The 14,342-nt window shown below is 75.6% G+C and carries 18 protein-coding genes and 1 pseudogene; 3 read left to right on the top strand and 16 right to left on the bottom strand.

Annotated features, from left to right (window positions below):
• Together D0Z06_RS26630 and D0Z06_RS23580 are read right to left on the bottom strand one after the other, a co-directional pair.
• Positions 1-121 (bottom strand): annotated as a pseudogene (locus D0Z06_RS26630) (NADPH-dependent F420 reductase); the annotation flags it as partial.
• Positions 122-262: 141 nt separating this feature from the next.
• On the bottom strand, positions 263-445 hold the full coding sequence (locus D0Z06_RS23580) for a hypothetical protein (RefSeq protein ID WP_117379986.1): 183 nt from the start codon (positions 443-445) through the stop codon (positions 263-265).
• Between the two features lie 119 nt (positions 446-564).
• On the opposite strand from D0Z06_RS23580, the gene D0Z06_RS23575 reads away from it, so the two are divergent.
• A complete protein-coding gene (locus D0Z06_RS23575) occupies positions 565-1,695 on the top strand; it encodes a GGDEF domain-containing protein (protein WP_233517924.1) in 1,131 nt (376 codons plus the stop codon).
• A 49-nt stretch (positions 1,696-1,744) separates the two neighbouring features.
• A complete protein-coding gene (locus tag D0Z06_RS23570; protein ID WP_117379984.1) occupies positions 1,745-3,043 on the top strand; it encodes a M24 family metallopeptidase in 1,299 nt (432 codons plus the stop codon).
• A gap of 6 nt (positions 3,044-3,049) precedes the next feature.
• On the opposite strand, the gene D0Z06_RS23565 is transcribed toward D0Z06_RS23570, so the two are convergent.
• The 5 genes from D0Z06_RS23565 to D0Z06_RS23545 all read right to left on the bottom strand — a co-directional run bounded on the left by D0Z06_RS23565 (position 3,050) and on the right by D0Z06_RS23545 (position 5,620).
• Positions 3,050-3,475, bottom strand: a complete 426-nt coding sequence (locus D0Z06_RS23565; protein WP_117379983.1) for a ChaB family protein — start codon at positions 3,473-3,475, stop codon at positions 3,050-3,052.
• Positions 3,476-3,522: 47 nt separating this feature from the next.
• Positions 3,523-3,909, bottom strand: a complete 387-nt coding sequence (locus tag D0Z06_RS23560) for an acyl-CoA thioesterase (protein ID WP_117379982.1) — start codon at positions 3,907-3,909, stop codon at positions 3,523-3,525.
• 81 nt (positions 3,910-3,990) lie between these two features.
• Positions 3,991-4,221: a hypothetical protein gene (locus D0Z06_RS23555; RefSeq protein WP_117379981.1), complete on the bottom strand. Its 231-nt coding sequence runs from the start codon at positions 4,219-4,221 to the stop codon at positions 3,991-3,993.
• A 1-nt stretch (position 4,222) separates the two neighbouring features.
• Positions 4,223-4,480 carry a DUF2795 domain-containing protein gene (locus D0Z06_RS23550; RefSeq protein ID WP_117379980.1) on the bottom strand — a complete coding sequence of 86 codons (258 nt, stop codon included), beginning with the start codon at positions 4,478-4,480 and terminating at the stop codon, positions 4,223-4,225.
• Positions 4,481-5,620, bottom strand: coding sequence for a baeRF2 domain-containing protein (locus D0Z06_RS23545; RefSeq protein WP_117379979.1), 1,140 nt, complete (start codon positions 5,618-5,620; stop codon positions 4,481-4,483). It abuts the gene before it with no gap.
• A gap of 142 nt (positions 5,621-5,762) precedes the next feature.
• On the opposite strand from D0Z06_RS23545, the gene D0Z06_RS23540 reads away from it, so the two are divergent.
• On the top strand, positions 5,763-6,107 hold the full coding sequence (locus D0Z06_RS23540; RefSeq protein ID WP_117379978.1) for a hypothetical protein: 345 nt from the start codon (positions 5,763-5,765) through the stop codon (positions 6,105-6,107).
• A gap of 123 nt (positions 6,108-6,230) precedes the next feature.
• Here D0Z06_RS23540 and D0Z06_RS23535 read toward each other — a convergent pair whose 3' ends face one another.
• From D0Z06_RS23535 to D0Z06_RS23495, 9 genes are all read right to left on the bottom strand, one after another.
• Positions 6,231-7,127, bottom strand: a complete 897-nt coding sequence (locus D0Z06_RS23535) for a type II secretion system F family protein (protein ID WP_117379977.1) — start codon at positions 7,125-7,127, stop codon at positions 6,231-6,233.
• Complete coding sequence (locus D0Z06_RS23530; protein ID WP_117379976.1) at positions 7,127-8,068, bottom strand: type II secretion system F family protein; 942 nt, start codon at positions 8,066-8,068, stop codon at positions 7,127-7,129. The genes D0Z06_RS23535 and D0Z06_RS23530 overlap by 1 nt, the downstream gene beginning before the upstream one ends.
• Positions 8,068-9,510 (bottom strand): CpaF family protein, encoded by a 1,443-nt coding sequence (locus tag D0Z06_RS23525; protein WP_117379975.1) that lies wholly within the window; start codon positions 9,508-9,510, stop codon positions 8,068-8,070. The genes D0Z06_RS23530 and D0Z06_RS23525 overlap by 1 nt, the downstream gene beginning before the upstream one ends.
• Positions 9,507-10,697, bottom strand: coding sequence for an AAA family ATPase (locus D0Z06_RS23520; protein WP_117379974.1), 1,191 nt, complete (start codon positions 10,695-10,697; stop codon positions 9,507-9,509). Before D0Z06_RS23520 ends, D0Z06_RS23525 begins: the two co-directional genes overlap by 4 nt.
• Positions 10,694-11,485 (bottom strand): Flp pilus assembly protein CpaB, encoded by a 792-nt coding sequence (gene cpaB, locus D0Z06_RS23515; protein ID WP_117379973.1) that lies wholly within the window; start codon positions 11,483-11,485, stop codon positions 10,694-10,696. The genes D0Z06_RS23520 and cpaB overlap by 4 nt, the downstream gene beginning before the upstream one ends.
• A 10-nt stretch (positions 11,486-11,495) precedes the next feature.
• The gene (locus D0Z06_RS27015; RefSeq protein ID WP_304999768.1) at positions 11,496-12,569 is read right to left on the bottom strand and encodes a pilus assembly protein TadG-related protein; all 1,074 of its coding nucleotides are present in this window, start codon (positions 12,567-12,569) and stop codon (positions 11,496-11,498) included.
• Positions 12,566-12,961, bottom strand: coding sequence for a TadE/TadG family type IV pilus assembly protein (locus tag D0Z06_RS23505; RefSeq protein WP_117379972.1), 396 nt, complete (start codon positions 12,959-12,961; stop codon positions 12,566-12,568). The genes D0Z06_RS27015 and D0Z06_RS23505 overlap by 4 nt, the downstream gene beginning before the upstream one ends.
• A gap of 103 nt (positions 12,962-13,064) precedes the next feature.
• A complete protein-coding gene (locus D0Z06_RS23500) occupies positions 13,065-13,277 on the bottom strand; it encodes a Flp family type IVb pilin (protein WP_233517923.1) in 213 nt (70 codons plus the stop codon).
• Positions 13,278-13,464: 187 nt separating this feature from the next.
• Positions 13,465-14,220 carry a prepilin peptidase gene (locus D0Z06_RS23495; RefSeq protein ID WP_117379970.1) on the bottom strand — a complete coding sequence of 252 codons (756 nt, stop codon included), beginning with the start codon at positions 14,218-14,220 and terminating at the stop codon, positions 13,465-13,467.
• Positions 14,221-14,342 lie beyond the last annotated feature (122 nt).

The following is a 14,342-nucleotide window of genomic DNA, read 5'->3' as shown; positions in this document are numbered from 1 at the left end:
CCACCCCCGCGGCCACCTCGGCGCACCGCTCGGCGTCCCGCCCGCCCAGCAGCACCCGCTGCCCGGCCGCGGCCAGCCGCACCGCCAGCCCCCGCCCCTGCGGCCCGGTGCCCCCCAGCACGCCGACCACGAGCTCCTCGACCGAACGACCCTCAGCCACCTGGCACCTCCCGCGGCGACCGGTCCCTCCGGCGCCCGGTGCCGATCATGCCGGGGCGGTCCCGGCCGCCCGACCCGGGTCGGCCGGCGGGGTCGGTGCGGGTCAGTCGCCGCGCCAGGTGCGGTCCTCGGCGGTCAGCCGCTCCTCGCGCTCGGCCACCGACTGCAGCGCGTGCTCGGCCTCCTCACGGGTGTCGTACGGGCCGAGGCGGTGCCGCTCGGCGCAGCCGTCCCGGTCCTCGACGGTGTGGTGCTTGAGGCAGAAGAACCAGGGCCCCTGTGACATCGCTGCACTCCTCCCGGTGGACGGTCCTCACCACCCTGCCACCGCCCGGGCGGCCCGGCCCGCGGACGTCCGCGCAGCTCCGGCACCGGATCGTCGCCCGGATGCGGCATGCTCCACCCGTGATCGACCGACGACGCACCGGCACGGACACGCACGGGCGGTGGGGCGACGCCGAGCCCGGGCGCGTGCTGGAGCGGCACGTGGCCGCGCTCCTGCTCGCCGCGCTGCTCGTGGTGGGCGCCGCGCTGGGGGTGCTCAACCTGCTGCTCGACGGCGTCGTCCGCCCCGGCACCTCGCGCTGGGTGTACGGCACGGCCATGGTCTCGCTGGTGGCCCTGGCCGCGGTGCTCGTCGTCCGGCCGCGGGTCAGCCGGGCGCAGGTGGCCGCCCTGGTGCTGGCCGGCGACCTGGTCTCTGTGGTCGTCGCGCTCACCATCGAGGACCCGATCCGCTTCGCCCCGCCGCTGGTGCTGCTCTTCCCGGCCTTCGTCGCCGCCTGGTTCCTCGGCCCCGGGGTGCTCGCCGTCCACCTCCTGGTGACGGTCCTGGCCTGCGCGGCCGGGCTCTGGCCGAGCATCGACTCCCCCGGCGCGCTGGCGGTCCAGGTGGTGGTGAACGCCGGGGTGCTCGGCGCGGCGTCCTGCGGGGTCTTCGTGCTGCGCCGCCGGGTGGAGCGGCTGCTGCGGGCCACCCGCGCGCTGTCCCACCAGGACCCGCTCACCGGCCTGCCCAACCGCCGGCACCTGGTGGACCAGGTGCCGCGGGTGTGGCGGCAGGCCCGGCGCGACGGAGCCCGGGTGGCCGCGATGGTCCTGGACCTCGACCACTTCAAGCAGCTCAACGACGCGCACGGGCACGCCGCGGGGGACGCCGTCCTGCGCGCCGTGGCGGGGTCGCTGTCGGCCACGGTGCGGCCCACCGACGTCCTCGCCCGCATCGGCGGCGAGGAGCTCGTCGTCCTCGGCCTGGTCAGCGACACCGACGAGGCCGGCCGGCTGGCCGAGCGGCTGCGCGCGGCCGTCGCGGGGACGCGGACCCCGACCGGGCACGCGGTCACCGCCTCCATCGGGATCGCGCTGACCCGACCGGAGGACGGGGAGACCCCCGCCGAGGCCGTGTGGCGGCTGGTGGACCGGGCCGACGGCGCGATGTACCAGGCCAAGCAGGCCGGGCGGGACCGGGTCTCCGCCGCCCTGCCCCGCCCGCGCCCGGCGGGGGACGTCGGCGCCCGGGCGGCCGACCCCGTCTGACCGCTCCGCTCGACCGGTGGGGACGGCGGTTCTCTGCTTCCCTGGTCGCATGACGCTCGCCGCGCCGGACCCCACCCGGACGGTGCCGCTGCCGCTGCGCGACCAGGCCGACGTCCGTGACCGCTGGTTCACGCAGCGGTTGCTGGACCTGCTGCCGGTGCTGATGGACCGCGCCGGCATCGACCTGTGGCTGGTCACCGGCCGGGAGTACAACGAGGACCCGGTGCTGGCCACGCTGCTGCCGGCCACCTGGCTGTCCGCGCGCCGGCGCACCGTGCTGGTGCTGCACCGCAGCGACGACGGCGTCACCGCGGTGGCGGTGTCCCGCTACCCGGTCGGCCAGTTCCTGCCCGCGTGGTCCCCCGGCCGGCGGGTGGCCGAGGGCGACGAGTGGGCCGAGGTCCGGCGCATCGTCGAGCAGGCCGCACCGCGCCGGATCGGCATCGACGTGTCGGCCGACTTCGCGCTGGCCGACGGCCTCTCCTGCAGCGAGCACGACCGGCTCACCGCCGCGCTCGGCCCGTGGGCCGACCGGCTGGTCCCGGCCGAGGAGCTGGTGGTCGGCTGGCTGGAGACCCGGCTGCCGGAGGAGATCGCCGCCCTCGACGCCCTGAACCGGCTGGCCGGCGAGGTCATCGCCGCGGCCTTCGGGCCCCCGGTCGTCGTCGTCGGCGAGACCACGGCCGCCGACCTCGCCTGGTGGATCCGGCAGCGGCTGGCCGACCTGGGCGCCGACGCGTGGTTCCACCCCGTCGTCGACCTGCAGCGGGCCGGGGTGCCGCCGCGGGCCGCGGGCGGGGCGCTGCTTCCCGCCGTCCCCTACGACGAGCCGGTGCTCCCCGGGGACCTGCTGCACTGCGACGTCGGCCTGACCAGCCTCGGGCTGGCGACCGACACGCAGCGCAACGCCTACGTGCTCCGCCCGGGCGAGGGGGCCGCGCCGGACGGGCTGCGCCGGGCGCTGGCCACGGGCAACCGGCTGCAGGACCTGGTCACCGACCGGCTGGTGGTCGGCCGCACCGGCAACGAGGTGCTCGCCGCGGTCCGGGGGGCGGCGGCGGCCGAGGGCATCGACGGGGACGTCTACTCGCACCCGGTCGGGTTCCACGGCCACGGTGCGGGGCCGGCCATCGGGCGGTGGGACGACCAGTCCGGCGTCCCGGGGGCCGGCGACCGGCGGCTGCACCCCGACACGGTCTACGCGCTGGAGCTGTGCGTGCGGGTGCCGGTGCCGGAGTGGGGCGGCCAGCCGGTGCGAATGGCCCTCGAGGAGGGCATCGCGCTCACCGACGCCGGGGTGCGCTACCTCGGGGACCGGCAGACCGACCTGCTGCTCGTCGGACCGTGACCCGGCCTACTCCCGGGCCCGCGCCGTCTTCCTGTCGTTGGACTTCTGCAGGGCGTCGACCAGCTCGTCCTTGCTCATGCTCGAGCGGCCCTCGATGCCGGCGTCCGTGGCCAGGTCGTAGAGGTGGGACTTGGACGCGTTGGCGTCCACGCCGCCCCTGGTCTCGCGGTCGGTGTCCCGCCCGCCCTCGGCCTGGGCATCGGAGGGCCCCTTCCTGCCGCCCTCCTTGGGCTCCCAGTGGTCGCCGACCTTCTCGTGGGTGTGCTTGACCGCGGACCAGGCCGTCTGGTTGGCCCGGCGCTCGTCGTCGTAGGAGTCCATCGCCGAGTCGTGCGCCTTGGCGAAGGTCCGCTTGGCCTTGTCGTCCGAGCGCTGCAGGGTGCTCGGCAGCTCGTCGTCCTTCGCCTTGCCGGTCCTGGTCGTCTTGGCCATGCCCGGTCCCTACCCCGGCGTGCGGCCGGGTCCACATGGCGGTCCGGTCAGGCCGCGAAGGCGCCCCAGTGGGCCCGTTCGACGTCGCTGAGCGGGCGGCTGGTGTCGGCGGCGAAGTCGAAGGCGACCATGACGACGTCGGCGCGGATGGCGACCTCGCCGTCCTGGTGCAGCTCCTGGCGCACGGTGAAGGACTTCGTGCCCAGCCGGGTGGTCGTGGTGCGCACGCACACCCGCTCGCCGGCCCGGTAGTAGAGCTGGCGCAGGTAGTCGACCTCGAGCCGGGCCAGGATGACGCCGCCGGCCCCGGGGATCCCCTCGGCGACGGCCAGCCGGGCGTCCTCGATGAGCGACAGCGCCCGGGCGTGGTTGACGTGACCGAGGGAGTCGGGGTCGGACCACCGCAGCTGGACCCAGTGCTCGTGCGCGCTCATGCCGACATGCCTACCGGACGGCGCCGGGGCGCCCGGCCCCAGGTCGGGGCGGAGGCCGGGCGCCGCGGCGCGACCGGCGGGTCAGGGCAGGTCGGCGGTGTCCTCCGACCGGCGGTGCCCGCCCTGGGCGTCGTCCGGGTCGGCGTGCACGGTGCGCTCCTCGGACTCGGCGAGGATCACCTCGGCGGCGACCTCCTCCATGCCCGACCCGGCCAGCGCCGACTCCTCGGGCAGGAGCTGGGACCGGGTCTCGATGTTGTCCTCGGTGACGTTGTCGAGCGCCTCGGGGCTGGGCCGCTTCTGCGTGGCCATGTCAGAACCGTTCCTGTTCGGTGCCGATGCCCAGGGCTCGGGCCACGTCCTGGACGGTGGAGAACTCCTCACGGCCGGGCAGGCGCCGGAGGTCGGCGAGCACCCGGTCGGGGGCGTTCGACTCCTCCACCCTGGCCACGAGCCGGTCGCGGTCGGCCGGCCAGACCTCTTTCCCGAGCGCCTCGGCGAGCGCGGCGCGGCGCTCCACGCCACCCGGGTCGGTGCCGGCTGCGGTGGCGGGCCGGTGCGGGTCGGTCATCTAGACCCCCTGCGGCTTCGGGGTGGAGTCGTCGGTGTAGCGGAGGATCGCGGCGACCGGGATGTCCCCCGGCATCGCACCGCGCGGGACGACGACCACGCCGGCGGCGGAGGCCACGGTGGCCGACAGCAGCGCCGCGTCGGCGGGGACGGCGGTGCCGTGCGTGCCCAGGGCGTCCATGTCGTGCTGGTCGACGCCGAGCTCCAGCGGCGAGTTCCCCACGAGCAGCGTGTCGTCGGCGTCCTGCCGGTCGGCCAGGACGAGGGTCTCCACCTGGCCCTTGCGCAGCGCCTCGACGACCGCGGCCTTGCCGGTGACGGCCAGCCCGTGGGCGCCGGCGGAGGCGATCTTCTCGACGGCGTCGGCCTCGTCGTGGGCCTCGTGCTCGGCGACCAGCTCGGCCGCCCGCCGGGTCACCGGTTCGCGGTCGGCACCCGCGGCCCGGCCGCCCTCCTCCATCGTCACGACCAGGTCGGCCCAGGCCTTCTCGGCCTTGTCGGTGAGGACCTGGCGGGCGCGGACGTCGCCGGCCACGAGGACGAAGCGCAGCGGCAGCCGCCGGGCCAGGGAGGCCAGCTCGTCGGCCACCAGGCCGGCGTTCTCCTCCCACTGGTTCTCGGCGGTGTGCATGTAGGTGTTGTGCGCCCAGCCGCCGACCTTGACCTTCCGCATGTGGAAGGTGTCCCCCTCGACCTCCGCCTCCTCCTCGGGGCGGCCTGCGAGGCTGGCGACCGAGACGTCGGCGCCGACCCGGTCGGCGATCACCACGACGTGCGGGATCCGGCCGGCCAGCTGGCTGAGCACCGGCAGCAGCCGGGGCTGCGGGGACCAGGCGACCACCGGGTCGCGGGGCACGTCGGCGAGGACCTCGTCGAGGACGACGGTGCCATCCGCGGCGACCACCACCGCGCGACCGCGCAGGGTCCCGGCGTCCCCGCCGTCGTTGCCCTCGAGCAGCCGGCCGCGGACCGCCTCGACGACCGCCTCCGGCGCGCCCTCCTTCTCGAGCTGCTCGGCGACGGCGCGCACGCGCAGCTCCAGCTCCTGGTCGGCGTTCTCGGTGGTGTGCGTGACGTCGGCGCACACGGTGGCGTAGGGCCCGGGGGCGGTGAAGACCGGCTCCAGGAAGGACGTGTCCATGGGAGGGGGACCACTCCTCGGTTCGTGTCGACGACGGTGCTGCGGGGCCCGCGTCTCGGGCACACCCGCCTCCGCCGCCTACCCACCGGCCGTGCCCTCACACCCGGTGTCGGATCAGCCGGGCAGGGGTAGGCGCTGGCGCATGACCGAGCACGACCAGCTGCCGCTGCCCGACTACGACCACCTCCCGGTGGACGGCCTGATCTCCCGGATCCGGACGCTGGACGCCGAGGGGCTGACGACGCTGCTCGACTACGAGCGGGCGCACGCCGACCGGCTGCAGGTCGTCACCGCGATGGAGAACCGTCTGCAGTCGCTGCGGGAAGGCGCCCGGCCTTCGGGCGGGGACCCGGCCGCCTCGGCCGCCGACGACCCGCAGCACGCCCGCGGCGGGTCGAAGGTGTCCACCGCGACGACCGGCCCCGCGGTCAACCCGCCGTCCCAGGGCGACCCGACCAACCCGGCCCAGCCCCGCTCCACCGGCTGACCAGCGCCGTCGCGAGTGCGACGAACTCGTGGCCATCACCGGCGGATCGCCACGCGTTCGTCGCACTCGCCCTGCACGGGTGGGCACTCGGCCGTCGTGTCGGCCAGAACGACGACGCTAGGCTCAGCTGAAGGCGCCCACGATGTCCATGACGGCCGGGCCGAGCAGCACGATGAACAGCACCGGCAGGATGCAGAGCATCAGCGGGAAGATCACCTTGACCGGGATCTGCATGGCCTTCTCCTCGGCCCGCTGCCGGCGCTTGAGCCGCATCTCCTGCGCCTGGGTGCGCAGCACGTCGGCGATCGAGACGCCGTACACGTCGGCCTGGACGACGGCGCGGATGAACCGCCGCAGGTCCTCCACCCCGGTCCGCTCGGCCAGCGCGAGGTAGGCCTCGCGGCGGGGCTGGCCCACGCCGATGTCCTGCAGGGTGCGCACCAGCTCCTCGGCCAGCGGCCCCCGCCCGTTCTTGCCGGCCCGGGCCATGGCCGCCTCGAAGCCGAGGCCGGCCTCCACGGCGATGGTCATCTGGTCGAGGGTGTCGGCCAGCTCCAGCCCGATGGCCTGCTGGCGTTCCTGCCCGCGGCTGTGCAGCAGCAGCTCCGGCACGAAGTACGCCACGACCGTGATGACGAGCGCCATGAGCGCGGTCAGCGGTCCGGGTCGGCTGCCGAGCACGACCAGGCCGAGGACGGCGGCGATCGCAGCGAGGACCAGCTTGGCGGCGACCAGCCGGGGAACCGGCCAGGCCGCCGGCCGGCCGGCCGCGCCGGCCAGCCGGTCGAGCCGGACGACGGTCCCGGCGGGGGTGAGCGCCGCGGCCAGCCGGCCGAGCGGCCCGGGGGCGGAGCGACCGGTGGGGCGGGAGCCGCCGGCCATGTCGAGGCCGCGGGTGAGGTTGGCGCGGGAGCGCGCGGCGGCGTCCGACGGCCGGGCGACCACCGACCAGCCGAGCACGACGACGCCGAGGGCCACCGCGAGCGTGGCGGCGAGGACGGGGGCGGGGACGGCGCTCATCAGAACCGGATCGCCACGGTCTTCTTGAGCCACAGGCCGCCGACGACCAGGAGGCCGATCGAGACGGTCACCATGACCCAGCCCGCCAGGGACTCGGTGAAGGCCGAGAGGTACGAGGGGCTGGAGACCGACAGGAAGGCCACGATGCCGACCGGGAGGGCCATGAGGACCCAGGCCGAGAGCCGGCCCTCCGCGGAGAGCGCCTTCACCTGGCGCCGGATGGCGTTGCGCTCCCGGATGGTGTGCCCGACGGTGTCGAGCACCTCGGCCAGGTTGCCCCCGACCTCCCGGTGGATGGCGATGGCCTGGGCGATCCAGCGGAAGTCGTCGCTGTCCGCGCGCGCGGCCACCTCGTCGAGTGCGGCACCGAGGTCGCGGCCGACCCGGGTCTCGTTGACGATCCGGGCGAACTCCTCGCCGATCGGGGCCGGGGCCTGGTCGGCCACCGCGTCGACCGCGCGCAGCAGGCTGTGCCCGGCGCGCAGGCTGCTGGCCATGAGCTGGAGGGCGTCGTCCAGCTGATCGGCGAACCGGGCCTGCCGCCGGCCGACCTTGAACCGCACCACCGCCTGCGCGCCCAGCGGGGCGGCCAGGGCCAGGAGCGCGCCGACCAGCAGCCCGCCCAGCAGCCACCCGACCGCGCCGAGGGAGAGCGCACCGAGGCCGGCCAGCAGGACCACCTCGGACAGGGACATCGCGATGCCGGCGCGCTCGAGCGCGGCCACCCCACCGGTCAGCCCGCCGCGCCGGGCGATCACCTGCTCGACGCCGCCCTGCGCCTGCGAGGTCATCTTCGCCAGCAAGCTGGGCGGCGGCGCGATCGAGGGGTCCAGCCGGGCCAGCGGCACCCGGCGCGGGCCCGCCGGCACCACCCCGAGCGCGAGCACAGCCAGCCCGCCGGCGACCAGCAGCAGCCCGAGCAGCAGCAGCGCCGGGGACATCAGGCCCACCTCCGCGCCTGCGCCGGTTGCGGCACGCCGAACACCGCGGGCGAGACGCGGATGCCCATCTCCTCGAACCGGTCGGTGAAGCGCGGCCGCACGCCGGTGGCGACCGGCCTGCCGAGGAACCGGCCCGACGGGTCGACCCCGGCGGAGTAGTCGAAGAGGAAAGCGTCCTGGAGGGTGACGGTCTCCCCCTCCATCCCCTGGACCTCGGTCACGTGCGTGACCCGGCGGGTGCCGTCCCGCAGCCGGGTCAGCTGGACGACGAGGTCCACAGCGGAGGCGATCTGCTCGCGGATGGCCCGCAGCGGCAGGTCCATGCCGGCCATGAGCACGAGCGTCTCCAGCCGGGCGATCGCGTCCCGCGGGGAGTTGGCGTGCACCGTGGACAGCGACCCGTCGTGGCCGGTGTTCATCGCCTGGAGCATGTCCAGCGACTCGCCGCCGCGGCACTCCCCGACGACGATGCGGTCGGGCCGCATCCGCAGGCTGTTGCGGACCAGGTCGCGGATGGTGATCGCGCCCTTGCCCTCGATGTTGGGCGGCCGGGACTCCAGCCGGACGACGTGCTCCTGCTGCAGCTGCAGCTCCACGGCGTCCTCGATGGTGACGATGCGCTCGCCCTCGGGGATGAAGGAGGAGAGGACGTTGAGCAGCGTCGTCTTCCCGGTGCCGGTGCCGCCGGAGACGATGATGTTGAGCCGGGCGTCGACGCAGGCCTGCAGCAGCTCGGCCATCTCCGGGGAGAGGGTCCCGAAGCCGATGAGGTCGTCGACGCCGAACGGGTCCTTGGCGAACTTGCGGATGGTCAGCGTGGAGCCGCTGAACGCCAGCGGCGGGATGATCGCGTTGACCCGGGAGCCGTCGGCCAGGCGTGCGTCCACCATCGGGCTGGACTCGTCGATCCGGCGGCCCACCTTCGACACGATGCGGTCGATCACCCGGCGCAGGTGCTCCTCGGAGGTGAACCGGGCGCCGCTGCGGACCAGCTTGCCGCCCTGCTCGACGTAGACCATCTCGGGGCCGTTGCACATGATCTCGGTGACCGACGCGTCCTCGAGCAGCTTCTGCAGCGGGCCGAACCCGAGCACGTCGTCGGCCAGCTCGGCGGTGAGGCGGGCCCGCTCGTCGGCCGACAGCGGCACCTTCTCCTCGTCGACGACGACGTCCAGCTCGCCGAGGACGATGCCGCGCAGCTGCTCCTCCGACAGCGAGGGGTCGTTCATCCGCGAGCCCATGCGCTCGAACAGCGCCTTGGCGACGCGGTCCTTGAGCCGGGTGAGCGCGTCGGTCGGGGGTGCCGGTGCGGCCGGGGTCACGGGCCGCGGCGCCGGGACGGCCGGCGGCGACGCCGGGGACGGCTTCTGCAGCGGGACCGGGGCGACGTCGGCGTCGGCCGGCCGGCCCTTGGCGGCGGCGAGCCGGGAGGCGAGGTTCACGACGCCGCCCTGTGCTTGGCGCGGTAGCGGCCGGGCTTGACCAGCGGGGTGGCCGCGAAGCGGGAGACCAGGCGGCGGAACTCCTTGGCCGCCGGGTCCTTGCGGTCGCCGGCGAGGATCGGCACGCCCTGGTTGGTCGAGGTCGGGACGGCCGGCGACCGCGGGACGACGACGTCCACCCCGCACCCGATCGCGACCTCCACGTCGCGCACCGACAGCCCGCCCTTCGGGTCGGCGAGGTTCATGACCACGTGCCGGCCGGCCGGGATCATGCCCAGCTCACCGAGCACCGCCATCTCCTTGCGCAGGCCGCGGACACCGGGCACGTCCATGCTGCTGAGCATGATCACGTCGGTCGCCCGGTCGATGGCGGCCAGCGTCTGCTCCGAGAGCCCCGGCGCGGTGTCGACGACGACGTAGCGGAACTCGCGGGACAGCGCGGCCAGCAGCCGGGTCACGTCCTCGCCGGTCACGGTGTCGCCGGCCGCCGGCGACTCCGAGCCGCAGACGGCGAACAGCCCGCTCGGGTGCTGGGTGAGGAAGGTCTTGAGGACCATCGTGTCCTCGCTCGCCGGGCCGTGGACGGCGTCGGGAAGCGTGTACTCGGGCACGAGGCCGAGGGCGTAGGCGACGTCCCCGAACTGCACGTCGAGGTCGACCAGCACCGTCGACTGGGGGGCTGCCGCGGTGAGCCCGATGGCGAGGTTGGTCGCCGCCGTCGTCTTGCCCACCCCGCCCTTCGGCGAGGCGACGGTGATGACGCGCCCGGTGAAGCGGGCGGTCTCCTCCAGCGGCCGCAGCACGCGGCGCCGGTCCGCGGCGGCCGCGCCGGCCCGGTCGACGGCCGCGGCGATCTCGGCCGGGTCGGCGCCGGGCGCCAGCAGGTCCCGGATGCCGGCGCGCATGGCCGCCTGCCACATCTCCGGGCTGGGCTCGGCGACGAGGACGACGCTGATCCCGGGGCACTGCACGTCCAGCCGCCCGGCCAGGGTGAGCACCTCGTGGGCCGGGACGAGCGGGCCGACGAGCAGGACGTCGGGCAGCTCGCCGCCGGCGAGCAGCTCGAAGAACCGGGCGGGGTCGGCGGGCAGCCGGCCGGGCGGGAGGTCCTGGACGTCGCCGTCCACGGCCGAGGAGACCCGGGCACGCAGGTCGTCACCGGCGCCGGCGAGGACGACGCGGCTCACTTGGCCGACTCCCCGTACACGCCGCCCAGCGCGGCCAGCAGGTCGCCGTACACGTTGCCCTGGGTGACGACCTTGGTGCCGGAGCTGTCGGCGCCCTCGGGCTCGAGCGCGAGCCAGACGGTGCCGTGCTCCATGCCGAACACCACGACCTCGGCGTCGCGGGCCGGGACGGCCACGGTGACCAGCAGGCTCTCGCTGGGGGCCGAGCCGCCCGAGCTGGCGGTCTCGGCCTCCCCCTCGGCCGGGGCGACGGGCGCGCCCTGCACCTGCGTGACCAGGACGTCGTGCAGCGTCGCGTGGGTCACCGCGATCCGCTTGCCGCCCTCGTTCTCCAGGGTCATGGAGAGGTAGACCCCGATCGTGTCGCCGGCGGCCACCCGACCCCCGACGGCCCGCTGCGGCTCGAGCAGCAGGCTCACCTCCGACAGCCCCTCGGGCACGGGCACGGTGCCGGGCGCCTGCAGGTCGCCGGGTGCGGCGAACCGGCCGGCCAGCAGCTGCTCGCCGGGCTGGAGGTCGACCGTGGTCACCTGGCCCGCCACGTCGTCGAGGTCGGCGACCCGGCCCTCGACCGCGGCCTTGGCGGGCAGGGGGTCGGTGCGCACCAGGCCGGCGAGCTCCTCGGCAGGGGTACCGGCGGGGACCGGCCGGTCCACCACGAGCACCTCGACGGTGCGCACCCCGGCCAGGGCGCGGGCGTCCGCGCCGCGGACGTAGGCCAGCAGCACCACGGTGCCGGCGGCCACGAGGACCAGGGCCGCGGTGGCGGCCAGCAGTCGGCGTCTCAACGTCGGGCCCCTATCGGATCAGTCGGAGGATGGCGGCGCCCAGGTCGGGGGCGTCCGGGCTGGTGTCGAAGGCGCCGGAGGCGTCGACGAAGCGGGTGAAGTAGCCGCGGATGCAGCGCTGGCTGCCGCCGCAGGGCTTGTCCCAGGAGTACTGGCCGGCGAAGTGGTAGCCGGTGATCGTGAACGCGGCGTAGCCGTAGACCCGGTACCAGGCGCCGCTCCCGGAGCCGCCGGACTCGTCGAAGATCGGCAGCAGCACGGTCCGGCCGACGAGCGCCCGGAGGTCCTCGGGATCGCAGCCCTTCGAGGGGTTGTTGCCCGGCTCGGAGTCGAAGCGGTTGCCCATCCGGGTGGTCGCCCGGCAGGAGTTGCCGCCGTCGGACTCCAGCCAGCCGAAGCCGCCGGGCACGAACAGGTGCGAGGGGCCCGTGCAGCCGGTGTCGGACTTCTTGGGCAGCACGATGGTGCGCTCGGTGGTGCCCGAGGGCATGCCGCCGCCGGTCTGGGCCTGCCACTCGCACCAGGAGAAGATCAGCGGCAGCATCGCCGTCCCCCCGCTGGGAGCACCCCAGGTGACGGTGGCGGTCGCCGACACCGAGCTGGACTCGTGGCCGATGACGGGGGCGAACCAGTGCTCGCGGGGGGCGCTGCCGGTCACGGTGACCCGGGTGGGCGAGCTCGCCAGCACCGGCGGGGCGGCGGTGGGCTGCCCGGCCCCGGCGCCGGCGCCGGCGTTGGCGTCGACCAGCTCCTGGGCGGTGGCCTGCATGTCGCCGCAGGCCCCGCGGGCGCAGTCCCGGGCGACGGCCAGGGCCGCGGCGTCCGCGGCGACCTGGAGCCGGGCCTTGTCGGCGTAGAGGGCCCCGATGTCGACGGCGATGGCGGTGAAGCCGAGCAGCGGGACGAGCAGGAAGGCCAGGGTGACCGCGGCGGCGCCGCGCTCGCCGGCCGGCCGGCGCCAGGTGCGGCGGCGCCTCCGGGGCCCTGTCCCGGGCAGGCTCCGTCCCGGGGCTCGCCGCGAGCCTGCGAGCGGTGAGGAGGACGGGGTCCTCCCACGAAGGGTGGGGAGGACGGGGTCCTTCACCCGTTGCACCGCATGACCCCCGTCCCGGTGAGGTCGACGTCCGCCCCGAAGAAGCCGGTCAGGAAGGGCATCGGGTAGCGGATGGTCACGCGCACGTTGGTGGTGGTGGCCGCGGCCGTCGGGCAGGCGGACGGCGAGATGGCGATCTGCGCGTCGCTGATCGCCGGGTCGAGGGTGGGAGCGGCCGCGCGGACGGCGGCGCGGGCCGCGGCCGGGTTGCTCTGCAGCGCCATCACCCGGGCACCCTCACGGGCGGCGGAGGACAGCGTGCCCTGCACCTGGAAGGCGTGGCCGAACTCGACGATCCCGAGGACCAGGACGACCAGCAGCGGCACGATGAGCGCGAACTCGACGACGCTGGCGCCGCGCTCGGCCGACAGCCGTTCCCGCATGCCGGTCCTCCCTCCTCTCCGGGTGATCACCAGGTGGTGCGCCCCTGCCCGCGCGGCGACCTCCGGGGGGGCCGGGGGTCGCCGCGCGGGGACGGGGTCGGGCTCAGGCGCCGCCGGCGCCCTGGAGCGCGGTCAGCACGTCGTCGAAGAGCCGGTCCAGCTCCGGGCCGAGCAGGACGAGGGTGGCGACGATCGCGACGGCGATCAGGCCGACCAGCAGGCCGTACTCGACGGCGGTGGCGCCCTTCTCCTCGCGCTCCAGGCGGTCCTGGGCGAGGGAGACGAGGGTGGCGAGGGTGGCGAGCGGGTTCAGCACGGTTCTCTCCTGTGGGGGACGGGCCGGCTGGTCCGGGTCGGCTGACCCGGCCTGACACGGCGCTGCGATCCCCATCGAGGAGGAGGGCCCGGGACTTGAGGGTTCGTCACCCGGTCCACGGACAGCGGCCACCCGGTCCGGCGTCCAACTGGACCCGGTTCTCACGGAGAGTGACCGACCGGGTGGCTCAGGTGACGAGCGGTGCCAGGACCACGGCCCCGGTGCCCACCAGCAGCGCCGGCCCGAAGGGCAGCTCGCTGCGCAGGCCGATCCGGCGGACGACCAGCAGGACCAGCGCCAGCACTGCCTGGACCGCGAACCCGGCGAACAGCCCGAGCACGACGTGCGGCCAGCCCAGCCAGCCGAGGTGGAGGCCGAGGACGGCGCCGAGCTTCACGTCCCCCATGCCCATGCCGGCCGGCGACACCAGGGCCATGACGAGCAGGACGCCGAACACCGCACCGGCGGCCAGCACCGCCCGCAGCAGGGCCGGCCACTCCCCCGCGACCGCGGCCGCCCCGGTCAGCAGGACGGCGCCGGCGGCCAGCGTGGGGAACACCACCCGGTTGGGCAGCAGCCGGTGCCGCACGTCGATCGCGCCCAGCAGCACCCCGGAGACCGCGAGGACGAGGAAGGCGGGCAGCTCGGCCGACGCCCCGAACCGCCAGGCGGTCAGCCCGCACAGGGCCGCGGTCAGCAGGACCACGAGGGGGCGCACCGCCATGGCCGCCACCGGGTCCTCGACGTCCCCTTCCCCGCGATCATGAGGTCCGGGAGCCGGCACACCGGCGAGGACCGGCGTGTCGCGTCCCGCGCGCCATGATCGCGGGGACGCCCGCCGGGACGGCGCCCACGGGAAGCGGGCGGCGGCGCGGTCGACCAGCACGCCCGCGGCCAGGCCGAGGAACGCGGTGATCCCGGCGAGGACGGCGAGCGCGGGCACGGGGGGAATCTGGCACAGCGCCGCCTCCGCGTCGGTGAGCGAAACCCACCCGTCCGGGTGGATTCGCGGCCCCGGACCGCCGATCCCGCCGCATCGCCGGCGCAGCGGCGGGGTACTCCTGC

Origin of the sequence: Geodermatophilus marinus, from assembly GCF_003428645.1 — a bacterium.
Taxonomy (GTDB): Bacteria; Actinomycetota; Actinomycetes; order Mycobacteriales; family Geodermatophilaceae; genus Geodermatophilus.
This window is presented reverse-complemented; position numbering and strand designations above follow the sequence as displayed.

Excerpts from the sequence above, each read along its gene's own strand:
- D0Z06_RS23580 (WP_117379986.1), bottom strand. The coding sequence starts at position 445 with ATGTCACAGGGGCCCTGGTTCTTCTGCCTCAAGCACCACACCGTCGAG.
- D0Z06_RS23570 (WP_117379984.1), top strand. The coding sequence starts at position 1,745 with ATGACGCTCGCCGCGCCGGACCCCACCCGGACGGTGCCGCTGCCGCTG.
- D0Z06_RS23565 (WP_117379983.1), bottom strand. The coding sequence starts at position 3,475 with ATGGCCAAGACGACCAGGACCGGCAAGGCGAAGGACGACGAGCTGCCG.
- D0Z06_RS23560 (WP_117379982.1), bottom strand. The coding sequence starts at position 3,909 with ATGAGCGCGCACGAGCACTGGGTCCAGCTGCGGTGGTCCGACCCCGAC.
- D0Z06_RS23555 (WP_117379981.1), bottom strand. The coding sequence starts at position 4,221 with ATGGCCACGCAGAAGCGGCCCAGCCCCGAGGCGCTCGACAACGTCACC.
- D0Z06_RS23550 (WP_117379980.1), bottom strand. The coding sequence starts at position 4,480 with ATGACCGACCCGCACCGGCCCGCCACCGCAGCCGGCACCGACCCGGGT.
- D0Z06_RS23545 (WP_117379979.1), bottom strand. The coding sequence starts at position 5,620 with ATGGACACGTCCTTCCTGGAGCCGGTCTTCACCGCCCCCGGGCCCTAC.
- D0Z06_RS23540 (WP_117379978.1), top strand. The coding sequence starts at position 5,763 with ATGACCGAGCACGACCAGCTGCCGCTGCCCGACTACGACCACCTCCCG.
- D0Z06_RS23535 (WP_117379977.1), bottom strand. The coding sequence starts at position 7,127 with ATGAGCGCCGTCCCCGCCCCCGTCCTCGCCGCCACGCTCGCGGTGGCC.
- D0Z06_RS23530 (WP_117379976.1), bottom strand. The coding sequence starts at position 8,068 with ATGTCCCCGGCGCTGCTGCTGCTCGGGCTGCTGCTGGTCGCCGGCGGG.
- D0Z06_RS23505 (WP_117379972.1), bottom strand. The coding sequence starts at position 12,961 with ATGCGGGAACGGCTGTCGGCCGAGCGCGGCGCCAGCGTCGTCGAGTTC.